The 22253-nt window shown below is 57.0% G+C and carries 18 protein-coding genes; 10 read left to right on the top strand and 8 right to left on the bottom strand.

What is annotated here, in order from left to right:
* The first annotated feature begins 161 nt into the window (after window positions 1-161).
* The 5 genes from HY298_08665 (at window position 162) to HY298_08685 (ending at window position 6304) form a co-directional block, all read left to right on the top strand.
* A complete protein-coding gene (locus HY298_08665; protein ID MBI3850345.1) occupies window positions 162-383 on the top strand; it encodes a hypothetical protein in 222 nt (73 codons plus the stop codon).
* The gene (locus HY298_08670; protein MBI3850346.1) at window positions 380-1624 is read left to right on the top strand and encodes a cytochrome c biogenesis protein ResB; all 1245 of its coding nucleotides are present in this window, start codon (window positions 380-382) and stop codon (window positions 1622-1624) included. Before HY298_08665 ends, HY298_08670 begins: the two co-directional genes overlap by 4 nt.
* Window positions 1621-2769 (top strand): glutamyl-tRNA reductase, encoded by a 1149-nt coding sequence (locus tag HY298_08675; protein ID MBI3850347.1) that lies wholly within the window; start codon window positions 1621-1623, stop codon window positions 2767-2769. Before HY298_08670 ends, HY298_08675 begins: the two co-directional genes overlap by 4 nt.
* The gene (ccsB, locus tag HY298_08680; protein ID MBI3850348.1) at window positions 2705-3502 is read left to right on the top strand and encodes a c-type cytochrome biogenesis protein CcsB; all 798 of its coding nucleotides are present in this window, start codon (window positions 2705-2707) and stop codon (window positions 3500-3502) included. Before HY298_08675 ends, ccsB begins: the two co-directional genes overlap by 65 nt.
* 414 nt (window positions 3503-3916) lie before the next feature.
* A complete protein-coding gene (locus HY298_08685) occupies window positions 3917-6304 on the top strand; it encodes a hypothetical protein (protein ID MBI3850349.1) in 2388 nt (795 codons plus the stop codon).
* A gap of 273 nt (window positions 6305-6577) precedes the next feature.
* On the opposite strand, the gene HY298_08690 is transcribed toward HY298_08685, so the two are convergent.
* Window positions 6578-7525 (bottom strand): Gldg family protein, encoded by a 948-nt coding sequence (locus tag HY298_08690; GenBank protein ID MBI3850350.1) that lies wholly within the window; start codon window positions 7523-7525, stop codon window positions 6578-6580.
* 187 nt (window positions 7526-7712) lie between these two features.
* On the opposite strand from HY298_08690, the gene HY298_08695 reads away from it, so the two are divergent.
* The 4 genes from HY298_08695 (at window position 7713) to HY298_08710 (ending at window position 13135) form a co-directional block, all read left to right on the top strand.
* Window positions 7713-9524, top strand: coding sequence for a hypothetical protein (locus HY298_08695; protein ID MBI3850351.1), 1812 nt, complete (start codon window positions 7713-7715; stop codon window positions 9522-9524).
* 257 nt (window positions 9525-9781) lie between these two features.
* On the top strand, window positions 9782-10408 hold the full coding sequence (locus HY298_08700; GenBank protein ID MBI3850352.1) for a hypothetical protein: 627 nt from the start codon (window positions 9782-9784) through the stop codon (window positions 10406-10408).
* 17 nt (window positions 10409-10425) lie between these two features.
* Complete coding sequence (locus tag HY298_08705) at window positions 10426-12546, top strand: hypothetical protein (GenBank protein MBI3850353.1); 2121 nt, start codon at window positions 10426-10428, stop codon at window positions 12544-12546.
* A 262-nt stretch (window positions 12547-12808) separates the two neighbouring features.
* A complete protein-coding gene (locus HY298_08710) occupies window positions 12809-13135 on the top strand; it encodes a cytochrome c (GenBank protein MBI3850354.1) in 327 nt (108 codons plus the stop codon).
* A 75-nt stretch (window positions 13136-13210) separates the two neighbouring features.
* Here the strand turns inward: HY298_08710 and HY298_08715 are convergent, their stop codons facing one another.
* The 4 genes from HY298_08715 to HY298_08730 all read right to left on the bottom strand — a co-directional run bounded on the left by HY298_08715 (window position 13211) and on the right by HY298_08730 (window position 17189).
* Window positions 13211-14554, bottom strand: coding sequence for a hypothetical protein (locus HY298_08715; protein MBI3850355.1), 1344 nt, complete (start codon window positions 14552-14554; stop codon window positions 13211-13213).
* A complete protein-coding gene (locus tag HY298_08720; protein ID MBI3850356.1) occupies window positions 14551-15471 on the bottom strand; it encodes a permease in 921 nt (306 codons plus the stop codon). The genes HY298_08715 and HY298_08720 overlap by 4 nt, the downstream gene beginning before the upstream one ends.
* Before the next feature lie 7 nt (window positions 15472-15478).
* Window positions 15479-16120: a ribulose-phosphate 3-epimerase gene (locus HY298_08725; GenBank protein ID MBI3850357.1), complete on the bottom strand. Its 642-nt coding sequence runs from the start codon at window positions 16118-16120 to the stop codon at window positions 15479-15481.
* A gap of 265 nt (window positions 16121-16385) precedes the next feature.
* Window positions 16386-17189, bottom strand: a complete 804-nt coding sequence (locus tag HY298_08730) for an alpha/beta hydrolase (GenBank protein ID MBI3850358.1) — start codon at window positions 17187-17189, stop codon at window positions 16386-16388.
* A gap of 449 nt (window positions 17190-17638) precedes the next feature.
* On the opposite strand from HY298_08730, the gene HY298_08735 reads away from it, so the two are divergent.
* Window positions 17639-18151 (top strand): type II toxin-antitoxin system VapC family toxin, encoded by a 513-nt coding sequence (locus tag HY298_08735; protein ID MBI3850359.1) that lies wholly within the window; start codon window positions 17639-17641, stop codon window positions 18149-18151.
* Between the two features lie 604 nt (window positions 18152-18755).
* Here the strand turns inward: HY298_08735 and HY298_08740 are convergent.
* From HY298_08740 to HY298_08750, 3 genes are read right to left on the bottom strand one after another with little or no spacing between them, the layout of a single operon-like run.
* Window positions 18756-19736: a sugar phosphate isomerase/epimerase gene (locus tag HY298_08740; GenBank protein ID MBI3850360.1), complete on the bottom strand. Its 981-nt coding sequence runs from the start codon at window positions 19734-19736 to the stop codon at window positions 18756-18758.
* Window positions 19736-20809 (bottom strand): Gfo/Idh/MocA family oxidoreductase, encoded by a 1074-nt coding sequence (locus tag HY298_08745; GenBank protein MBI3850361.1) that lies wholly within the window; start codon window positions 20807-20809, stop codon window positions 19736-19738. Before HY298_08745 ends, HY298_08740 begins: the two co-directional genes overlap by 1 nt.
* Window positions 20806-22236 carry a hypothetical protein gene (locus tag HY298_08750; GenBank protein ID MBI3850362.1) on the bottom strand — a complete coding sequence of 477 codons (1431 nt, stop codon included), beginning with the start codon at window positions 22234-22236 and terminating at the stop codon, window positions 20806-20808. The genes HY298_08745 and HY298_08750 overlap by 4 nt, the downstream gene beginning before the upstream one ends.
* Between the last annotated feature and the right edge of the window lie 17 nt (window positions 22237-22253).

Genomic DNA, 22253 nt, shown 5'->3' on the forward strand with positions numbered 1-22253 from the left:
GGCAGGATGCTGCCCAATACGTCAGGCGGGACGCTCGACGTCACGAGGATGTGGGCGAGGATGGGACGGAAACGAAATGGCTTAACGAGGCGAGCCAAAAAATGTCCATTAAAAGACAATCTACGCGGAGCACTGCATGGTTTGTGCGATAAGCTGCCGGCGTGCATAAAGAAACTCTAGTGGGGTTCATCAAACTCTCCGGCACTTCGCTGTTGGAGTTCGAGCAAACCGCCCCCCAACTGAAGCCAGGTACGGCTGAGGTGGCGCTCTCCGCTCTGCTGCCGCGATGGATCGTGCCGGTGGAGAGCAGCGATGCGGCGATCGTAACCGCCGTTTGGAGTTTCAGTCCCCTGGAAAACGCCTTGCCGTCGGCATCAGTATGACTGAGACAACACCATCGCTTCCGCCAGTTCAGCCGCCCACGCGCAAGTCGCCGGCTGCAGCGCTGTTTGACCTGCTGGCATCCGTGAAGTTCGCTGTGGCCGTGGTGATCGTGATTGCCATCGTTTGCGGGGTGGCCACCTTCCTGCCGCAAGGGACCGAGGCAGCAGCTTACCTGCAGAAGAATCCGTCTGCCGCGGCGCGGATGCAATGGCTGTCAAGACTGGGTTTGACGCACGTCTTTTATTCCTGGTGGTTCATCGCCTTATTGTGCCTCCTGGCATCATCGGTCGCCGTCTGCAGCACTCGCAGATTCGCCACGGTGCGGCGAACGAACGGATTCGCGCAACGCCGGGCGCTCGGCTCAATGCTCACTCACATCAGCATCCTGCTCATTCTCGCGGGTGGCGTGATTCGCGGAGTCTGGGGTGAAAAAGGTTACCTGGCTCTGCGTGAAGGTGAAACGGCCGCGCAATTTGAGATTGAAAAAGGATTTCACATACTGCCGTTCGCCGTCACGTTGGCAAACTTCGAAATCGAAACCGATCAGCCACGGGTCGCAATTGCTTCACGCGACTCGAGACATCCAGCGTTGGATGACGGCGGCCAGCTTGTCGTGGAATGGCCGGAGCGCAAGTTGGCCGTGAGCGTTCCAACGCAACTCAATGTTGAGCATGCGGTGGCTCCGCCCGACGAGCCGGCAACGCCGAACAACACCTTTCGCGTCACCGTTCTCAAATATATTCCCGACTTCGCCAGCGACACCGCCACCCGCGAGGTGACCAGTCGCTCCACTGAAGCGAACAACCCGGCGATTCTCGTGGCGGTGAATGGACCGGGTTATCAAAACCACGCGTGGGTGTTCGCTAAGTTTCCGGATTTCACGATGCACACGCAGGGTGACAACAAACCCAGCCCACTGCGTTTGGTTTATTTGGCTAAGGCCACAGCCGCACCACGTCTACCGCAAGGAGCGGTCAAGAATTTTAAGAGCACGCTGAACTTGATCGAAAATGGAAAGAATTCTCAAACCAGAACGGTGGCGGTCAACCAGCCGCTGAAATTCAAGGGCTACAGCTTTTATCAGACCGGTTACAACCCGCAGGATTTATCGTGGTCGTCGTTTCAGGTGGTGCGTGATCCGGGCGTGCCCGTGGTGTATGCGGGGTTCGTGTTCCTGATCAGCGGCCTGTTCATCGTCTTCTATCTCAACCCATGGATCGAAGCGAGGAGGACTGCATGAAGATCTTTGTCGCGGGCATAAGTTACAAAACCGCGCCGGTCGAATTACGCGAGCAACTGGCAGTGACGCCCTCCCGGCTGCGCTGCGCCGGCTGTCGTTTGAAAATCGGCGGCGCGCTGACCGAGACGGTCGTGCTTTCAACTTGCAACCGGGTGGAAATCTACGGCGTCAGCGAGAAAGTCAACGGCAACATTGCGCCGCTCTTCCGTCATCTGGCGGCGCGCGAACTCGATGTCGTTCCCTATCTCTATGTGCGCGAGGGCGCGGATGCCATCCGCCACTTGTTCTCAGTTTCCAGTGGCATGGATTCGATGGTGCTCGGTGAAACGGAGATCACCGGTCAGGTCAAGAATGCCTACCAAACCGCGCACGAAGCGAAGCTCACCGGACGCGTGATGAACCGCCTGTTCCAAAAGGCGCTGCAAACGGCCAAGGAAATTCGCTCGCGCACCAGCATCGGCCGCGGGGCAACTTCGGTGGGCAGCGTTGCGGTGGAATTGGCGGAAAAAATCTTCGATCGGAATCTCTCCGAACGGACAGTGATGATCATCGGCGCAGGCAAGATGGGTGAGGCTTGTGTTCGACACCTGGCCAAGAAGGGCGCGCGTTCAGTGCTGGTGTCGAACCGGTCATTCGAGCGCGCGCAAACTCTGGCGGCGGAATTTGGCGGGCGCGCGATCCCGCTGGACGAAAAACTTCAAGCGTTGGCGGAAGCCGACATTGTCGTGAGTTCCACGGGATGCCCGCAAACGATCTTGAATCGGGAGGACGTCGAGAAAGTGATGCCACTGCGCCGCAATCGACCACTGGTCCTGATTGACATTGCCGTGCCGCGGGACATTGACCCGGACGTGCAGCTTATCCCGAACGTTTATCTCTACAACATCGACGATCTGGACGCCATCGTGCGCGAAAACGTGAAGCATCGCGAAAAGGAATTCGTCCACTGCCGCGCCATCATCGAGAAAGAAACCGCTGCCGTCATGTCAAAGCTTTTACCGGTCTCGCCCCGTGGAGTAGTTGGCACTGGGCGTGGCTCAGGAGCGGGTTGTTTTACTCCACGGGGCGAGAAGGAATTTTATGAACCATGCATTCAACCTGACCCTCATTGGGTATTTTACGGCGCTGCTGCTTGCCGCAGCTAACCTGTTTACCAGAGAGCAGCGCCGGTTCGCGACCGCTGCAACCTGGGTTTTAACCGCGGGCGCAATCGCGCAGACAACGTACCTGGTGCTGCGCTGGGTCGCCGCCGGGCGCGCGCCGTTCAGCAACATGTTCGAGTCGCTGGTGCTGTTCGTCTGGGCAGTGGTCGTGATCTATCTCGCCTTGCAGATGCGTCATAAAATCCCCGTGCTCGGCGCGACCACGGCGTTGCTGGCGGTGCTGACCCTGGCTTACGCGAGCACCTTTGAAATGAAAATCGACCCGCTGATGCCCGCACTCCGAAGCAACTGGCTTACGGTGCATGTGTTCACTTGTTTCCTGGGTTACGGTGGCGTGGCTCTGGCTTTTCTCTCGAGCCTCGTCTATTTGATTGTGACCCGAAACGGCAGCACCGCGCGGCCGCAAATCGCGCAAGCGCTGGAGTTGGTCACGGAGAAAACAATCTCTTTCGGCTTTTTGTTCATCACAGTGGGAATCATTTCCGGCGCCGTCTGGGCCAACTCCGCTTGGGGAACTTATTGGAGCTGGGACCCGAAGGAAACGTGGTCGCTCATCACCTGGTTCATTTACGCCGTGTTTTTGCATTGCCGATTCATGCGCGGTTGGCGTGGTAAACGAGCGGCCTGGATATCAGTCATCGGGTTCGCCTCGATCGTGTTCACCTATTTCGGCGTGAACTACCTGCTCAGCGGCCTCCACAGTTATGCGAATTGACACAACCGTCATAACTGCGTCGAGGGAAGCGCACTTCTCGTTTGAAGCGTCGTCAGAAACCGATGGTTCTTTTGCCCGGAGCGAACCGCGTCTTGGAGGCGATGCGGGAAGAACAATAACAGATCAACGAAGTAACAAGCACGTGTTGGTCTTTGAAAACCACACCGGCTCCAACCGCGCGTTGTGGCCGGGATTCTGCAAACGATGGTCAAGGTATTGCGACCGGATTTGGCGGGAGTGGTACGGCAAAAAATGGTTTGCTTTAAGCAATAGGCGGAGAGACTTGAAATCCATTTATTCTAATGTTCAGCCAATGATGAGCAGGGACAACATTTTAACTAATTAGAAGAAATGCAAACATGTGTGGCTAATTACGAGCAGGATGAACCCTCAAACCCTCAACCGTCCAAGAATATGAAAATAAATACTGCGATCAAAATTGCGCCAACCTGCCTGATGGCAGTTGTGCTGATGGCCGTGGGCGCCGTCACTACTGTGCGCGCGGCGGGACCGGCCCTCCAAGGCCAGGTGACCTTGCGCCCGCTCACTCCCCAAGATGTCAAAGACTACGGGCTGACAAATGCGCAGGGCGCGAGCGGTTTGTCCGCCGTGGGCGTGGGCCAGCCGGCTTATCTCGAAGCCTTGGTGAACGGCAGCAAAACCACAATTGTGACCGCCGGCGTAACCAACGTCTTCCTTAACGGCGTACCCGACGCAGACATCACCAACGTCTCCTGGGTTTTAACTGGTAAACCGGGTGGGTCTGCGGCAGCGCTCACCGCCAGCCCACTTGGCACCAACGTGCCGACCTACAGGATGGCAGATCGTTTCAACAGTTCAGGCGCTTCCGTGTATAAAGTGGCTGGACGCACGCTGCTTCTCCCCGACGTCGCGGGGCAATACACCGTGACCGTCACCATCCAGACTGGCAACAGCGGGAGCACAAATCTAACGCAGAATATCACGGCCGGTACGTATATGGGTGTCAACACGTGCGCCCTTTGCCATAGTGGCGGCGTAATCGCGCCTGATAAGTACCATCCCTGGTCGGAAACTCTTCATGCCACATTTTTCACCAAAGCCATTGATGGCCTGAAGAGCGACCATTACAGCAAGAACTGCATCAAGTGTCACACCGTCGGCTATGATGACAACACCAACGCGGTCAACGGTGGGTTTGACGACATTGCTGCGCAGGAGGGATGGACGTTCCCGACCAATCTGGTGGCCGGTAATTGGGCGAGCATGCAGACCAATTATCCGGATGTTGCCAACCTAGCCAATATCCAATGCGAGAACTGCCACGGGCCGGGCAGCGAGCACGCGAAGGCCCTCGGCAATAAGAATGTTTCAAACTGGCCAAGAATCGGACGCAGCTTCATCGCGGGCAATTGCGGCCAGTGCCACGACAGCAAGAACAACCATGTCAAGGTCGCCGAATGGAACAATTCCAAACACGCTGTCGCGACGCGCACCCCTTCCGGCCCAACCCGCGCAGCCTGCGCCCGCTGCCACACCGGCCAAGGCTTTGCTAGTTACACAGACACTTTGGGCACCACCAACGTCTGGACCGGCACCGACATCGCCAACACAGATTACACCGCGATTACTTGCGCGACGTGCCACGATCCGCACGATGTTACCAACCCGCATCAATTGCGCGCCGGCCAAAATATCACGCTCGGAAACGGCGCTTCGGTCACGAATGCCGGCTTGGGTGGCTTCTGCATGAACTGCCATCAGAGCCGCACGGGTTCGGTGACCAACAGCTTGGTAAAATATCCGTTGGGCCAACCCACTTTTGCCGGGGGCTCCAGCAGCTTTGGTCCGCACGACAATCCGGCGGCTGACATGCTCGAGGGGGTCAACGGCTACACTTATGGCAAAGCCATTCCCAGTGCCGCCCACCGCTATGCGGTCACCAACACTTGCGTCGGCTGCCACATGCAAACCGTGGCCTCGACCGATCCGGCCTTCCTGCAAGCGGGTGGCCATACCTTCAGCATGACCTACGAGGTCCTCACCGGCGGTGTGACGAACACCTTGGATAAGGTGGACGTGTGCGTCAAATGCCACGGTCCGATCACCTCGTTCGATATGGTGCGGCAGGATTACAATAACGACGGCGTCATCGAGGGCGTCCAGACCGAAGTTCAGAAACTGCTCAACAAACTCTCCACGCTGTTGCCGAGTTCGACTTACCGGGCGGATGGGAATTACGTCGCGGATGGCCTGGTAAAGAGTCCATCGGTCAAAACAAACTGGCCGGCGAAATTCCTGCAAGCCGCTTGGAACTTCCAGTTCGTCAACAATGACTTGAGCAAGGGCGTCCACAACGCGCCCTACGCCACCGGTCTGCTCATGGCCTCCATTGGCGATCTGACGGGCGACGCCAACAATGACGGTTTGGCCGATTGGTGGCAGATCCAATACTTTGGCTCGACTACCAACTCGCTTGCCTCGCCCTATGCCGTTGCGTCTTCCGACGGCCTGCCCAACTGGCTGAAATATAACCTGGGCCTGAATCCGTTGATACCCGGTGCCACCATTCCCGGTGGGTTTGTCTGGGGACCGAGCCTGACAAATCCGCAAGGCACCAACACCGTCGAAATCTACACGGCCGCTGAAGTGACGTTTAACACGGTGGTAGGCACGACCTACCAGATTCAGTCCATTGCGTCACTAGGCGACACCTGGCAAAACGTGGGCGGCTCGATCGCAGGCACCGGTGGGTCGATCAGCTATGTGACCCCGACGCGGCAAGTTCCGCAGCAGTTCTTCCGCGTGGTGCACACACCGTAGTCTGCGTGTGAGCTAGAAACTTGATTGCCAAGTTCAGTCAACCCCTCCGCGATTGCGCGGAGGGGTTTTTGTTTGGTGTGAAGGATCAACTGGATGCTCGCGATCAGAAGGATGGATGGGGCGATTCCCAAGAAACGATCTGGATAGGAATACGCAAGACCCGTTCCCGACCTACGTCCACCGTCTCCCGATCGGATCGGGAGGAGGAAGGGTGCGGGGCTATCCGGAATAATGTTGGCAAACAGTTTCGTGCGCCGGTTCAGTGGGTCGATGTCAACGGCCCGCTTCCTTGAGTTGCCGGAACGCCTCGATTTGAGCCGCGGACCTGGCCGCAATCTGCTTGAGCTTTGCCGTTTGCTCGGACTGAACCTGCTGAAGGTGTTTCAGTGCGGCTTGTCGCTCGGCTTCCGAGCCACCGTTCTGCGCCTGGCTGAGGCGCTCTTGGGCCTCCTTGACCTGAATCTCCATGGCTGCCACCGCCGACTTGAAATCATTCACCGACGCCGTACGGAGAATCCGAGTCCCTTCCTCCAGCGACACGGCAGCGAAATTGGGGATTGTCCGCTTGACCTCCTCGATGGCGGCGGCATCGGTTGGAGGCGTGTTCGCGGGAGGTGGCGCCGCTTGTTTCGCTCTGGCGACGTGTTCAATGGCGCGGGTCAAATCGAATTCGAGAGCTTGTTCCCACTCCGGGGCCAGTTCGGGTAGCGATTCCTTTCGACCCTCCTGGGCGACGGCGAGTCCAAAGTAACAAGCGTCACCTTTGTCCAGGTTAAAAGGTTTAAAGCCATCCGCCGCAGCCGCTACTGCGGCTGCACTGATCTCCGACCGGGAGTTATAGCGGATCACGTCAAGCTTGCCGTCAGCCTCTCGCTCGTACGCGAACAGCAATTGATCCAGCCTTCCCGCGAAAGCCTGCACGGCAGCAGATACGCTCGCGGGATCCAGCAAAGCGTAGAACCGGATTTCGACGGGAGATTCCAATCGCTTCAGAACGCTCTTGGTACTGTAGGACAGCGCAATAGTTTGTTGACCGCCTGCCTCGCCACTGGCGTCCGCAGCGTCCCGTTTTGTGGTGCGATAATAAAACCAAACCGCGCCAACCACCAAACCGATCAAACAGAAAACCAGCACGAGAATAATGATCCTAGCGCTGCCGTGTTCCCTTGCGTGCGCTTCCGGCGTGCAACCCAACGCTTTTGTTGTTGCTTGTGTCATCATCTGCCTTCCATTTTTGTCTAGCCTTCCGGTTCAGTTTGTCACAGTTTAATGGTGCCGACGAGGAAAACTTTGTCCGGCCAACTCGACGCTGCGTTTCCCTTGCTTCGGATAAAGCAAGCAAGGTTGAAATTACGACAATATCGGTATAGCCCTCATGCTATCGCGATGTAGCCTTTGCATTAAATTTATGGTCATCCGAGTCCAGTTCGGAAAGCGCGCCGCTACAGTGCCAGTGCCGTTGACAGACCCCCCGGCTGTCGCGGTAAACCGACGGCTCAGCCGATGCCCGCAATCGGCGCTGGCCAATCAGTTACTTTGTTTGGTTCTCGCGGCAGCGGGTTTGTTAGTGACCAGCCTATCGGCAGGCGCACAAGATGTTCAACATTTGAGCATCATCCAGCCGGGGGGGTTGCCGGGGCTGCCGATCATGACGGGGATTGAACTCGTCACCAACGGCGTGCGTGTAACCTGGGATGGCCCTTCCGGTTATTACCAACTGTTCCAGAAACTGAAGTTGAAAGATGCAACGTGGCAGCCGCTCGACGGGCGCACCAACCTGATTAGAAGCGCCATTGTCGCCAGCACTTCCAGCAATGCTTTCTTCCGGGTCTTGGGCCCATCGCCGAAATACGCCGGCGCGGAGACTTGCACGGAATGCCACGGAGAAGTCCACGACACGGTGATCAATACGCGGCATGCGCGCGCCTTCGAGACGCTCAAACAGGCCCATGAGGACAAGAATTCCAGTTGCCTGCCGTGTCACACTGTGGGTTACCAGTTGCCGAGTGGATTCACCAACGAGATGGCGACTCCGCAGCTTGCCGGCGTTCAATGCGAAAGCTGTCACGGTCCGGCCGCCAACCACGCCGCCAATCCAGACGATCCGGTCACCCGACCGCGCGTCGAACTGGCCGCCACCATGTGCGGTGGATGTCATAATGCGCGTTTTGTTCCTGCTACAGCGGCAGCATCACATCCTCCCTACTACGAAGATTGGAACACCTCGGGCCATCGCGCCGTGTTGGATGAGTTGAAGGAAGATTTTGCGGGCGGCCTTGGCCAATCCGTTTTCATCCCGAGTTGCGGTCGCTGCCACTCCGGGACCGTCCGGGAAACGCTCCTGGAGAATCAACCCCTGCCCGCCGCTCATGAGGCCAGTGCAGTTGGAATTGCCTGCGCCACCTGCCACGAGCCGCACGAGAGCCACGTCTGGACGAACGTGATCGCCGGCATCGTTTACACCAACCAGCTTCGTGAGGCGTTGTCCTCGACCAATGATTTCTTCCTGACAACCTCGGACAATTTCACGAACAAGTACGATCCGAACATCAATCTATGCGCCCAGTGCCACAATCACCGCGGCGCTTCCTGGACAAGTTCCAGCCGCGCCCCGCATCACTCGCCGCAGTATAACATGTTGCTCGGGACGGTGGGCGTGCTGCCAGACGGTGTCAGCGGCGGACCTGCAGCGCATGCCGGAACTGAATTCGTTGAGGATGAGTCGGGCCGGATGTTCCTCGTCACCAACCAATGTGTCACGTGTCACATGCAAAGAAAGGAATTCCAATCCGGTCCACCGCAAGTCGCGGCCGTCAGCGGCCACAAGTTTAATGTGACTTCCTATGACGCCTGCGCTGGTTGCCACGGAAGTGATGCTAATGCCCAGGGGTTGGTTACTCTTGTCAGGGGATTTGTCTCGAGCCAGATCCAGCAGGTGAAGGCCAGACTGGATTATTGGGCGTTGAACAAGGCGCCGGATGTCCTGCGGACCAATTACGGTGTGCTGTCGTGGGAATACAGCGTTCCGGGTGACTTGTCGGTGGGCACCAACAGCCCGCCCGCCAACCTGCAAAGCCTGATTGCAACCAACATTATGAAGGCGCGTTTCAATCTGTATCTCGTGAAGTACGACGGCAGTTACGGCGTTCACAACGGCCCGCATACCTTTAATCTATTGGAGGCCGCCAGCAACTGGGTTGAGCAGGAGTTGAACAAATGATTTGAACGACAACTACAGACTGAATGATCAATCGTAGAATACACGCACTTGGAAAGCTCTCCAAAGAATGGGGACCGGCGATATTAATCATGGCTGGCTCGATGGTGCTGCTCCTCGGAGTGATTTCCTGCCGCACCGTGAACCGCGCCGTGGTAGTGCTACCCAATGTTCCCGGCGCAAAATACATTGGCTCGAAGGAATGCGAGCAGTGCCACGAGGAAATTTACCGGGGGTTTGCCACCGCCGACCACTCGCGGCTGATCGCTCAAGGGCCGAATGCAATCAACGCCGGGTGTGAATCCTGCCACGGGCCGGCCAGTCTGCACTCGGAATCCGGCGGCGAAGTCAAACCGCCCTACAGTTTCACTCCGGGACGGCCCCAGGCGAGCAGTTACGGGGCGCGCCTCGCCGTACCGACTGCGCGCGCGACTGAAACGGTTTGCTTCCAATGCCACGCCGATGTGCGCGGCCAGTTTAATCTCCCCAGTCACCATCCCGTGCCGGAGGGCAAGTTGAGTTGCCGCGACTGTCATTCGCCGCACAAAGGATCCATTCACTTCGGTGGCGGCACCGCAAAACTTTCGGAAAACGAAAGTTGCCTGCGCTGCCATGCCGCCCAAGGTGGTCTCCATGTGTTCGAGCACGAAGCCCTGCGCGAGGGCTGCACCATCTGTCACACCGCCCATGGCTCCGTCAACGCGAAGATGTTGACCGTGCGTGACGCGAACCTCTGCATGAAATGCCATTTTCAACAGGTGAGTGGCGGGAAGATTTTGATCGGCGGCTCCGACCACACGTTGCGGGTTCAACAAGCCACTTGCTGGTCGGCGGGATGTCACGAAGCGGTTCACGGTTCAAGGGTGAGTTCGTCTTTGCGCTTCTAACCACCAACTACAGCCCAATGAAAACGACTACGCTAATCGCCAATATGAGAGTTCGGTGGCTGTGGCCCCCCTTGCTCGTTGCGTGGGTCGTCGTCTCTCGCCTTACCGCTGCGGAAACAAACGCGCCGGCCAAAGCGGCGCCGCCGCTAACCCCACAGGAAATCTTTGAGGGAGGGAAGGAAACGTACAACAATTGGATCGAATTGTCCGCCGGCGGGTTCTTTACCAGCGGCGACAAGGCCCAGTTCCAGCAACGGCACCGAGCTTGGGGTGGACCATTCGGCGGCATCGAGGATTTCCATTACCAAGCCACCGTGGCCACCAACACCACTCTGTCCGTGGATGGACGGGCACTATTCGACAATGACGATTACAAGCTAAAGCTGGACTTGACGCGTGAGAAACTCGGCTACCTGCGGTTCTCCTACAACGAATTCCGCACCTGGTACAACGGCGATGGCGGCTTCGACCCGCCCTCGAACATGTGGTATCCGTTGTCGGGAAATGCCCTGGCGCTGGATCGCGGCGAAATCTCATTCGCAGGTGGACTGACGCTGGAAAAAGTGCCGACGGTGACTTTCAAATACACTCACACGTTTCGCGATGGCGACAAGAGTTCCACCATCTGGGGTACCACCCATCCAGGAGGTGGTCCGGCACGAGGACTCAGTCCGTCATTTTATGATATCAACGAGCACAGCGATATCTTTCAACTCGACGTCGCCCATCGAATCCTGAAAACCGATTTCGGTGTGGGACTGCGTTATGAGTCCGGCAAACTGGACGACGCGCTGAAGATAGATCAATCGCCGGGTGAACCCATCGACCGAAAGATCACGGATCGGACCGGCACCAGCTACGACCTGTTCAATGCCCACGCTTTTACGGAAACCTGGATCAAGAAGAACCTATTCTTCTCTTCGGGTTTCTCCTTCTCAGACCTGGACAATGATTTTTCCGGCAGCCGCATTTATGGTTCGGACTTCGACGTCAGCTACGCGCCCAACGCCGCCAATGGCGCCGGTTACTTCGGCTTGAACGGCGGAGCACGGATGCAGGAATACGTGATGAATCTGAACCTCCTGGCCATCCCGTTGCCGAATTTTTCCAGCGCGTTGTCCTTGCGTGTGCAGAAGGAGGATGTGGATGCGGACGTCCGCGGGTTTGAGACCTTGGGCGACAATCCCGCCACGCCCTTCAGTGGCAACAGCGAGCGCGATCTTATCGATGTGCGGGAACGACTGGATTTGCGTTACACCGGCGTCACGAACTGGGTGTTCTACGGCCGCGGGGAATGGACGCAAGGGGACGGGAATTTGAAGGAGAATGGCGGCTTCGGTCCCGTCAATGGCGTGGGTGTGGCGCCAATCCAACGTGAGACCGAGGATAGCCGTTTCTTCCAGAAATACAGTCTCGGTGCCACCTGGTATGCGGCCCGGCAAATCACTTTGGACGCCGGCGGCTACTACAAGATCAACCATTACGATTACGATCATCTGGTGGATGACACGCCCAACAACAGCCCCAATCGCTACCCGGCCTATCTGGTGATGCAAAACTTCGAGACCTACGACGGCAACCTGCGGCTCACCCTGAGGCCCTGGCAGAACGTAACCATGATCAGCCGCTACGAGTTCCAGTCGTCCACCATCCATACCAAACCGGATTCTACTTCAGGCCTTGGCGAGGTTGAATCCTCGGAGATGACCAGTCACATTTTCGCGCAGAATATCAGTTGGTCACCCTGGTCCCGCTTATACCTCCAGGCCGGTCTCAACTATGTCTTGAGCGAAACAAGAACGCCCGTATCGAAATTCACCCAGGCGATTCTCAACGCCCAGAACAACTATTGGACACTGAACTTTTCTTCCGGGTTGGTCTTGGACGACAAGACCACACTGAACGCCAGCTATTTCTATTACCGGGCAGACAACTACCACGATAATTCGAGTGTCGGTGTACCTTACGGCGCCGGAGCGGAAGAACATGGCATTACCGCGACGCTCATGCGACAGCTTACCAAGAACCTTCGCCTGAATCTGAGGTACGGATACTTCCGTTACAAAGACGAGCCATCCAACGGCAACATGAATTACGACGCACATCTGGTGTTTTCGAGTTTGCAATATCGCTTTTGACCCGGCCGTACTGGGAAAGACAGTTTCGGTTTTCCACTATCCACAATTCGCGCGTTGCTGACGCCAAAATATGGCAAGCAATCGGCAAATTCTGTGGAGCCTCAACCTGCCGGAGCTTCCATTCTTAAACCGGAAGATTATGGAAGGAACAGTGTCATGCAGGAGCGCGGGTAGAGGAGGAGACCTTCTGTTCGCCAACCGCCTTTGCTGCCTGTTCCTTCCGAATACAAAGTGCTCAACCAACAGATACTGAATACGAACAATGAAAAAAACCATGCTACTGACCTTGACGATTCTGGCTGGCGCGCTCATGTGTGCGCGCGGTGCAGAAGTGAAAGAAAACTGGGAGAAGGCTTGCGCCAAGTGCCACGGCCCGGATGGCAAAGGCCAGACCAAAATGGGGCAGAAACTCTCCATTAAGGACCTCACCGATGCGAAAGTGCAGGCCGAACTCAAGGATGACTTGGCCTTCAAGTCGATCAAGGAAGGAATCAAAGACGGCGACAAAACCAGGATGAAACCGGCCGAAGGCATCAACGACGATGACATAAAGGCCCTGGTTGCCTATGTGCGGACTTTCAAGAAATGATCTGAACTGACCGTGACCAACTCACCAGCTCACGAGACAGTGAGCCGGCTCCCGCGCCAACAGGAGAGAAACTGTTCACTGTTGGCGCGGCTTCATTTGGAGCAGCGTTTGCGGAGTTTCAAAGAGAATCGCCCGCGCAATCGTCAGTGAGTCGTCACGCGAATATTGTCCTTGCTCGATCTTCTCAGCCAGCACGCCCGCCAGTTGCTTGCGCACCAGTAGCGCCTTGCCATAACACCACTCCACACAGTAGGCATCCGAAAAGAATCCGATCTGTTTATTCAGCGGCAGCATGTCTAACCGCTCGGCCATCACCTGTCGAATCACGTCCGGAAAGAAGTTGTGCCACCAATAACCCGCGAGGCTGAAGTTTGGTAACTCGCGCGCCAAGGTGCAGAGCGATTGATTCGCGTGGCGGCTGGAAAGAAAACATTGAAAGCGCAATTTTGGATGGCGACCGATGATCGCAGCCAGTTGACTGATGGTCCGTTGCGAAAGCCTGCTGCCCGTTTCGAACGGCAATGGCTCCGCACCCAGACTGAACTGGAAAACAATTTTGTCGCCGTGTTTTTCCAGTTCGGTGAGGAATGCTTCGTTGATGTAAGAGGCATAAACGTCGCGTTCGGCCGGGCCGGCCTGACTGCGTCGCGCCAGCGCAGATGCCATTTCCGCATCGCTCATCATTTCGTAGTCAATGTCCGTGGAAAGGTGCGTGGCGGTGGCGATGATCTGCGAGTAAGGGATGACGCTCACGTAATGTTTCACCGCGGCGCGAACGTCGTCGAGCGAACGAATCATGCGTTCTGTCGGTGGACGCGAGCCCGCGCTGATCGGCGAGGGATTGTTTGGCGTCCGGCCCCAGCAACGTTCCAATTCGTAAAGCGCCGTGTCGAACTCACCCCATTGGCAGCGCGTGAAAAACCCCCATTCGAGCGCATACTGCAAATGGTCGTCATCCTCCCCTGCCCCGCGCCGCGCAATCTCCGTTCCCGTTCGCCGGATGTTCAATCGATCCAGAATGGCGTGATGCCAGGCACGGTCATCCGCCCGCTCACGAATCAAGTCGTCGAGCTTTCGCCAGTTATCAGCGGTGATCGGATCGCGCCAATTGTAAAGGTCGGCGAGAATCAAGCGCACCACCCAGAAAGAACTGGTGTTTCGGATGAGCGGAAGAAAAGGTAGTGCTTCCCGAATCCGCTCATGCGCTTCGGCCTCAGCCGGCCATCGCGGAAACTGCGTCAACCGCGCGCCGCTGGGACAGCCCGCCGCGTAGAGATCGCTCACCACCATGTGATAGAGCAGCACATCGTGTAGTCCGCGCGCGCCCAGCCTGCCGCCGACCAGATGCGTGTGGATGTCAAGCATGGGAATTCCGGCGAGTGCTTCCTCCAATTCGCGCGTCGAGCTTCGGATGTTCATTGTGATTGTTGTTTCAGAAATCTCTTCACCAACGTCAACGTGGGAATGCCGTCTTGGCCGCCGCGCCCAGTTGCTTTCAGCGCCGCTGCGGCTGAAGCAAACCGAATCCGCTCGCTCAACTCCATTCCTCGCGCCAGCGCCATCGCGTAAGCGCCGTGAAACACATCGCCGCAACCAGTCGTGTCTTGCGCTTTGACTTGGAATGCCGGCGCATGTTTGGGAAGTTCACCTGATTGATCCAGATAAAAGCACCCCTTCACTCCGCACGTGACGCTCACGACCCGCCGCCGTTCGTTCCACAATCGCGAAACGGCGACGGCGGGGCTGACAGTTCCGGTGAATTTGCAGGCAAAAGCTTCTGACAGAATCAAGTGATCCACCAACGCGAGCAGTTCGCCAAATCGCGGCGCATCGGCATGTTCAAAGTCGGCCACAACCGGAATCCCGGCAGCGCGGGCGATGCGCGCGGCGCGAATCATTCCTTGGATTCCAAAATTGTCCACGAACAAAACCCGCGCCGAAAGAATAACACCTCTGGACGGAGACTTATCACTAGCGCCAGCAACGCCGTCAGTTTGAAAAAAAATATTTCTCGTCTTCCGCCGCTCATCCACGACGATGACTGACTGAACCGGCCGGGCGACCTTTCGTCGAATTGCCTGGCTCACATCGACCCCTTCCCGACTCAGGCAGTCGAGGACGTATCGCGAGTTCTCGTCATCACCCAGAACTCCGGCATAAACGCACCGCGCGCCCAGCCGCGACGCGGCCACCAGCGCCGTCGCCGTCAACCCGCCGCAATGCCGCTCGCGCTGCAGCACGCGCGTCTTCACATCCGCCGGCGGCCAGGCGGGCACGTAAAGCACTTCGTCCACGGCCGTGCAGCCCAGACCCAGGATGTCGATTCGCGATTTCACGTGAAGATCAAAGACCGGCCAGCCATTGTCGCATTGCCGCCGGGTCTTCCTTGAACATCAGTGAGCCGGGCACAATAAAATCCGCTCCGACAGCCTTGAGCAACGGCACCGTCTCGCGCCGAATCCCGCCGTCGGCTTCGATCACTGTGTTCAGTTTTCGCGTCGTGATGATCTCGCGAGCCTTACGGATTTTACCAGGCACCGTGGCGTCCATTGAAGCCCCTTTGATGCCCATCGCGGTACCGACGATGGTCACGATGTCCAGTTCGCTCCAATATGTTTCGAGCAGTTCGATTGGTTCGTTGATGAGCAATGACACGCCGGCTTGCTTGCCTTTCAATTTGATGGCCTTCAACACTTCCCCGGGATTCTTCGCTGAATCAAAACAACAGATCACAACATCCGCGCCCGCTTCGATAAATGGATCAACCCATTCCAAAGGCTCGGTGACCATGAGATGAACTTCAAACGGCAATCGGGTATGAGGCCGGAGTTGTTTCACCAGGTCGGGAAAGAACAGCAGGTTGTTCACGTAATGACCGTCGGCCACGTCGATGTGAAACCGCTCGGAGAACGGCTCGACGCGTTTCATGTCTGCGGTCAGATTTCCGAGGTCGGCAGACCAGAGGGAAGTGGAACATTTCAGCATGGCGGTTAGTTAGCCACAGACATCGTGCGGAGGAAATCAGATTTTAAGGGACACTCATGCGGTCGCAGCGAAATCGAGGTCACTCAAATAAAGGAGCTTTCCCCCTCACCCCGGCCCTCTCCCGTCGGGAGAGGGAGAATTGTATCCGGCTTCACAAAAAGATCGGCCCGCTGGATTTGCCGGCTGCGCATTCGAATAAACAAGGCGTGCGATGGCTGTCCCCTCTCCCAGCGGGAGAGGGTCAGGGTGAGGGAGGACGACTGCTTTAAAAATGCATTTTCAAAAACCCTTCAATGTATTGCTGCACCTCCAGCTCGTGACGTTCCAAACTCATGGACTTCGATGTCAGTTCCTTGAACTCCGCGTTGGGGATCGCCCGCGCGAGGATTTCACCATACTCGAAAGGATGAATCGGGTCTTGTCGGTTCGCGAGAACCAGCGTCGGCACACGAATCTTTCCCAACTCACCAACATCACGACTTGGCGCGTCATTCGGGATACGCTCCAGCTTCACCACGGTTTCCTCGGCGCGCGGATGATTAAACTGGGTCAACAGAGAATTGGCCGTGTCGGGAAACCTGCTCCGAATATTTTGATACGTCTCTGTCTGGACGAACATTTCGTGCCCTCGTTTAGCGCCGTGCGCGCGAATTAACTGCGCGATTTGGGAAAAGACGGCGACGTTCTCCGGGTTCGGACGATCCACCCACGCCGGACGCGACAGAATCAAACCCATCACCCGCTCTGGAAATCGCAGAACAAAATTCTGCGCGACGGCTGCGCCCATCGAAATGCCGCCGACGATGGCGTGTTGGATTTGCAGATGATCCATCAGCGCGCGCAGGTCATTAGCGAACGTGGCGATGCTGATCTTTTCCGGATCGCCCACTGGCCATGTTTCACCGTGCGCGCGGCAATCAAGTGTGATCAATCGAATGCCGGGAGGCGGGTGAAACAGTCCGAAAGTCTGGTTCACATCGCCGCCCAGCCCATGCTGAAAAAAGAACGGCGTGCCGTTGCCTATGTCAAGGTAGTGGAAATTCAAACCGTCGTGTTCAAAAATTGCCATGCTTCAGGTTAGCAAACCAACCGCGTCTGAGGCGGGGCAAGACAAAACCATCTGCCGTTAGCTTTTAAGCGTGGGTTCAATCCAACCCGTGGAAAACCTGCGGCCTGTCGAACCCAGCGGCATTTCGCGGGCAGAATGGGAAACATGGGATCAAACGGTTTCCCTTTCCCACGGGGCAAGCTGGATGGAAGAGACGCTCCGCGCGACTGCCTCACACGACAAAACGGACGCCCCACACGCGCTCGGCTTGGGTAAAACCAGCAAGCATGTGATTGACGCATTCATTGACCAGTGCCATATTCGCGCTGTGAAAACAAGCAAGCTCGCAACGTCCGAAGCGCAACAAAAATCTTCGGGAATGAAGTTGGTGGAAAAACATCGTCCACGCATGAGCCGCTTGACTGATGCGGAACGTCAGAAGCTCATGGCCCGCGGGCTTCGGATTATTTATGGCAACTCCTCCGCTGCGAAGGCCACTCATCGCGGTTGACACGAACGTCCCTCTCGACCTTGCCGATCGCAAGGAGCACATTCTTGATGCGCTGGAGGTTCTCCGCCGACGGCTGAAGCCAGGACGCATGTTGGTCACTCCTACTGTTTTTCAAGAACTGGTGTATCTCGCCGAAGAATGTGACGCTACCACCGACGCTGACCAGGCTACGCGGGCCTTGCTGGGTTTGAGTGGATGGGGACTCGAATTGGTCAATCTCGTTCCGGTCGAACATGGCATCGTCGAACGGATTGCTGACAAATTCCAGGATTCGAGGCTGCTGCCTGCCGAAGAGTATAACGATGGACTCATTCTGGCTGAGGCGGCTTTGTTGGGATGCGCCATTCTTCTGAGTGGCGACGCTCACTTGCGAGGATTGGATTTTCAACGCGCGGCCTTGGAGTTGAAGGCGTTCGACGTGGATATGCCAGTAATCGCCACGCCCCGCGAAATTACCGCCAAGTTCTTTTGAACGCAGCCAATTCAAATGTCTGGTTCACATCGCCGCCCCATCCATGCTGAAAAAAGAACGGCGTGCCACTGCCTTTGTCGAGGAAGTGGAAACTCAAACCTTCGTGTTCAAGAACAGCCATGCTTGATGTTAGCAAAACAACCGTGCCTGAGGCGGGGCAAGACAACACCATCTGCCGTTGGCTTTTACGGGATGGCTTTGGTGGTTTTAGTCTGCGTTTGGCGTATCATCTCTAATCCGCTTCAAGTTCTTAAACACAACCCACGCTCCGACTCCAGAGAGAACCGCCAGTGCTGGCAGTAGCATAAACATGAGAGCCCGATAAGCCTCCAGCAATCTGGCGTAGCCGTCGGCTGAAAATACGATCTGGTCGCCTGCCATTTTCCGGAATTTCAGGTATGGAGGTATCGTGCCTATCAGAGATAAGAGTAACGCCAAGGACATAAATGCCAGACCAGAGGCTGCCCATATCATTTCGGTCTTGGGGCGTAATTTGAACATAGTGTCTCGCGCAGCCTAAACATTGATGATCCCGCCGCCGGTAAATATATCAACTGACATGAATGCGCAAGAGGCATTCGCATCGACAAAAATATTCGCATTTTCATTTCATGATCTCCGTTTTGCCACGTAGAAACGCGACCCCCTCTGGCACTTCCTTTTCCTCCATCCCGTGCAAGATCAAAGGGCCGCTGAATCCAACGCCGTCGAGGAGTGAGAGATAGAGGTCGTAGTCCAATAAGCCTTTGCCCGCCGCCACGTTTCCCATTTCACCATCGCGACTCAAGTCTTTGGCGTGGGCGATGACGATGTTCGGGCCTAGAAAATCGAACGCCTCGGTCAAAATCCCCTTCATGCGCGGCAGTTCACCGGCGTGGAACAGGTTGGCGCCGTCCATCACAACTTTCAGATTCGGCGATTTCAGTTCGTCGAGCAACTGGCGTCCCTTGCGCGCCGAATCCACCACGTTGCTGACTTCCGGTTCGAACGCCAGCGTGACGTCGTTGGTTTGGGCCACCGGCAGCACGTCGCTCAAGCTCGCAAGCAACTCGCGCCAGGCTTCCGGTGAATCGTTGTCGGGATGCCGACGCCACATGTCCTCAGGGTCGCGGGTGCCGGTGCAGAGCGTGATAACCGGCGACTGTTGACTGTGGCTCTCTTTCCAACCAACCGAACGCCCCCTCACCCCGCCCCTCTCCCCCTCGGAGGGGGAGAGGGTGACCGGAGGTCGGGTGAGGGGTTGGTTTATCTCTTTGCTGATTTCCATCCGCGACGGACTCGACGTGCCCAATTGGCGCGCCGCCGTGATCAACACCTTCAATCGCCGCAGCCCATCGCGTCGCTTTTGGAGATCAGGATGGATGAGGTTGCATGTGCCGGAGACGGCGGACATCGTCAGCCGGCGGGTTGCCAGCTCGCGACGGATTTGATCCGTAAGCGCGGCATCAATCTGCTCCGGCAACGTGGGCAGGCCGACACAGGAGAAGTTGAATTGGATGCAGTCAAGGCCGTGGTGGACCACGGCGTCCAGCGTTTCACCGAGCGTCGGTCGAACAAAAGTCTTGGCGAAGATTCCAAGCTGCATCAGACGCCTCCGGTCACATGGGCCAGTTGAACGCTCTTGCCGATTTCGACTGAACGGGCGATGGCAACCATCGCCCGCATTGCGGCGACGCCGTCGTCGATGTTCGCGCCGTGTTGCGGGGCGCTGTGCAGAATCGTGTCGGCAAACCCTTCGATCTGTCGCTTGTAAGTGTGCGCATCCTCGCCTAGCGGACGATGATACTGCCCGTCCTTTGCGGAAAAACATTCCACGACACTCGATTTGTGAAACCAAGGCAGATAGATCTTGCCGTTCACGCTGCCTTGTTCTCCATAAACCTGGAAGCCTTCTTCAAAATCGCCGCGCACCGGAATGGTTAAATCGAGATGCCCCAGCGCTCCGTTCGCGAATTCCACTTCCACAAACCAGCAAAACGCGCCGAACTTTTCCGCCAGCCGCGCTCGAACGCTGACCAGTTCGCCACCCAGAAGACGCGCTGTGTCCACGAGATGGCTGGCGTGCGTGAGAATGAAATAACGCCGCTTGTCCGCTTTGGGATTTCCTTCGGGCCGCCGCGCTTGCGAACTGGTCAACGGAATTGGCTGGAGATTGTCGGTCATGGTGTAGCGATAGGTGGAATCGCAATACCACGCCTTGAACGCCATCATCTGACCGAGTTCCTCTCGAATGAAGCGCTGAGCGAAGGCGATGCCGGGATCGAAGCGTCGATTGTTCCCGATTTGAAAAACCAGTTTGGTTTCACGCAAACCCTGCCGCAACGATTCACACTCTTCAATCGCCACGCCCAAAGGTTTCTCCACGAGGACGTGTTTGCCCACGGCAATCGCCTGAAGACTGAGCGGCACGTGGAATTGATCGGCAACCGCGATGACGACCGCCTCCACTTGTGGGTCGGCCAGCATCTCATCAAACTTGGAGTATGCCACGCGCGGTTCGTGAATGGCCGTCATCTTCTCGCGCAAGTCATCGGCCAGATCGCATACGGCGTACAACTCCGCATTGCGCGCTTTGCGAATGGCGTCAAAATGGGCAATCTGTGAAATGGGGCCGCAGCCGAGGACACCGACCCGCAGGAGACGAGATTCTTTTTTCATCGCGCTTCTGCAGGATACCGTTGGCGCAACGCTTCGCGCAATGTTTTGAGTTGCTTCCGTTCGGCCAGCGCAATCAAGGCCGGAAGATGCTCCTCCATTGGCACGTCGCGCAATTCACCGGAGCGATGGACTTCAAGGGCCTGCATCATCGCTTCCGCGCCAAGTTTCGGATCGGTTTTGCCGGCGGCGTTTTTGATCGAGTTGATCGCCGAACCGGCGAGGAACAAAACATTCTCCGCCATGCCGCGCTTTTCCACGTCGGCGAGGTTGATGCCGATGTTGCCCTGGTCCAATCCGCCGGCGCGGGCGATCATTGTCGGTTTGATGCCGGGCAACGGGCGCGTGAGTGTCGCCTCGGACGCTTCCCATTCGAGACCGTAAGGCTTGAGAAACGGTTCACCCGGCTTCACGGGTGCGGTCTGGCGAAAGTCAATGCCGTCGAGCCGCGCCAGCAGATCAATCACCTCGCGCCAGATGCCGCCACGCGTCTTGACGCCGATGCCCGCGTTGTGACCGTAGATCGCAGGCGGATTCTTCATGTGTCTGGTGGCCTCGCGCACCATGCGCACGGTGCCGCCGGCGAACGTTTCGCTGAACATCACACCAGTCGCGCCCGCTTCAATCACGGCATGGACGGTTTCGAGAATTTCATTCGGCGCCCCGCTGATGTGCGGAGCGAAGATGAGTCCGCGTCCGCCCCGTTTGTCACGCGCACGTTGAATGGCTGCCACAGCCTGACGCGTGCGTTCCTTCGCCGGTGAGTAATCGAGCCGGGGATAAAGATTCTCGTCCTCCTTCACAAACAAAAACAGCGGACACGCCGCTGCCTCTTCGACCAACACGCCAACCTCCTCCGGCGTGATGCCAGCCGTTGGCTTGAGAATGGTGCCGAACGCAGGTTCTGCGGGAGCAAAACCGGTCAGCTTGCGAACGCCTTGAGGCCCATAAGCCGGGCCGGGAAATGTGCGGATGACTTTCTCCGGAATTTGCAACGCGACCAAGCGCACGTCCTGAACCTCGTACACATCAAAGATGATCGCCCCGGCGATGGTGTGAAGAATGTCGCATGACGTCAGATGACCATCCGGCTGCAACAACATTTTCAACGGAAAGGCGATGTGCAACAAACCGAGGCGCCCCGTGGCATCAAACGCATCGACGCCGACAGTTTTGGCGGTGCATTGCTCCAACAATGAACCGGGCGGGATGTGCTTCGTTCCACTCGTCGCGTGGTAACTGATTTCCTTGGCCGCGTGATCAAGACTCCAACTCCGAAGCGCGAAGAAATAAGTTGTGACGATGAAGTCAACATCCATCGGCGGTGGTTTGGCGGCCAACCGTTCGGTGATTATTGCCCGCAAGAGCACTTCGCGAGCGTCGGCATCGTGCCAGAGTGAGTTGAGAGTCGCTGAGTCAATGGCGCTCATTGAAAATAACACCGTCG

This window comes from Verrucomicrobiota bacterium (genome assembly GCA_016200005.1).
GTDB lineage: Bacteria > Verrucomicrobiota > Verrucomicrobiia > Limisphaerales > PALSA-1396 > PALSA-1396.

Excerpts from the sequence above, each read along its gene's own strand:
- HY298_08670 (MBI3850346.1), top strand. The coding sequence starts at position 380 with ATGACTGAGACAACACCATCGCTTCCGCCAGTTCAGCCGCCCACGCGC.
- HY298_08675 (MBI3850347.1), top strand. The coding sequence starts at position 1,621 with ATGAAGATCTTTGTCGCGGGCATAAGTTACAAAACCGCGCCGGTCGAA.
- ccsB (MBI3850348.1), top strand. The coding sequence starts at position 2,705 with ATGAACCATGCATTCAACCTGACCCTCATTGGGTATTTTACGGCGCTG.
- HY298_08685 (MBI3850349.1), top strand. The coding sequence starts at position 3,917 with ATGAAAATAAATACTGCGATCAAAATTGCGCCAACCTGCCTGATGGCA.
- HY298_08690 (MBI3850350.1), bottom strand. The coding sequence starts at position 7,525 with ATGATGACACAAGCAACAACAAAAGCGTTGGGTTGCACGCCGGAAGCG.
- HY298_08695 (MBI3850351.1), top strand. The coding sequence starts at position 7,713 with ATGGTCATCCGAGTCCAGTTCGGAAAGCGCGCCGCTACAGTGCCAGTG.
- HY298_08705 (MBI3850353.1), top strand. The coding sequence starts at position 10,426 with ATGAAAACGACTACGCTAATCGCCAATATGAGAGTTCGGTGGCTGTGG.
- HY298_08710 (MBI3850354.1), top strand. The coding sequence starts at position 12,809 with ATGAAAAAAACCATGCTACTGACCTTGACGATTCTGGCTGGCGCGCTC.
- HY298_08715 (MBI3850355.1), bottom strand. The coding sequence starts at position 14,554 with ATGAACATCCGAAGCTCGACGCGCGAATTGGAGGAAGCACTCGCCGGA.
- HY298_08725 (MBI3850357.1), bottom strand. The coding sequence starts at position 16,120 with ATGCTGAAATGTTCCACTTCCCTCTGGTCTGCCGACCTCGGAAATCTG.
- HY298_08730 (MBI3850358.1), bottom strand. The coding sequence starts at position 17,189 with ATGGCAATTTTTGAACACGACGGTTTGAATTTCCACTACCTTGACATA.
- HY298_08735 (MBI3850359.1), top strand. The coding sequence starts at position 17,639 with ATGGCAACTCCTCCGCTGCGAAGGCCACTCATCGCGGTTGACACGAAC.
- HY298_08740 (MBI3850360.1), bottom strand. The coding sequence starts at position 19,736 with ATGCAGCTTGGAATCTTCGCCAAGACTTTTGTTCGACCGACGCTCGGT.
- HY298_08745 (MBI3850361.1), bottom strand. The coding sequence starts at position 20,809 with ATGAAAAAAGAATCTCGTCTCCTGCGGGTCGGTGTCCTCGGCTGCGGC.
- HY298_08750 (MBI3850362.1), bottom strand. The coding sequence starts at position 22,236 with ATGAGCGCCATTGACTCAGCGACTCTCAACTCACTCTGGCACGATGCC.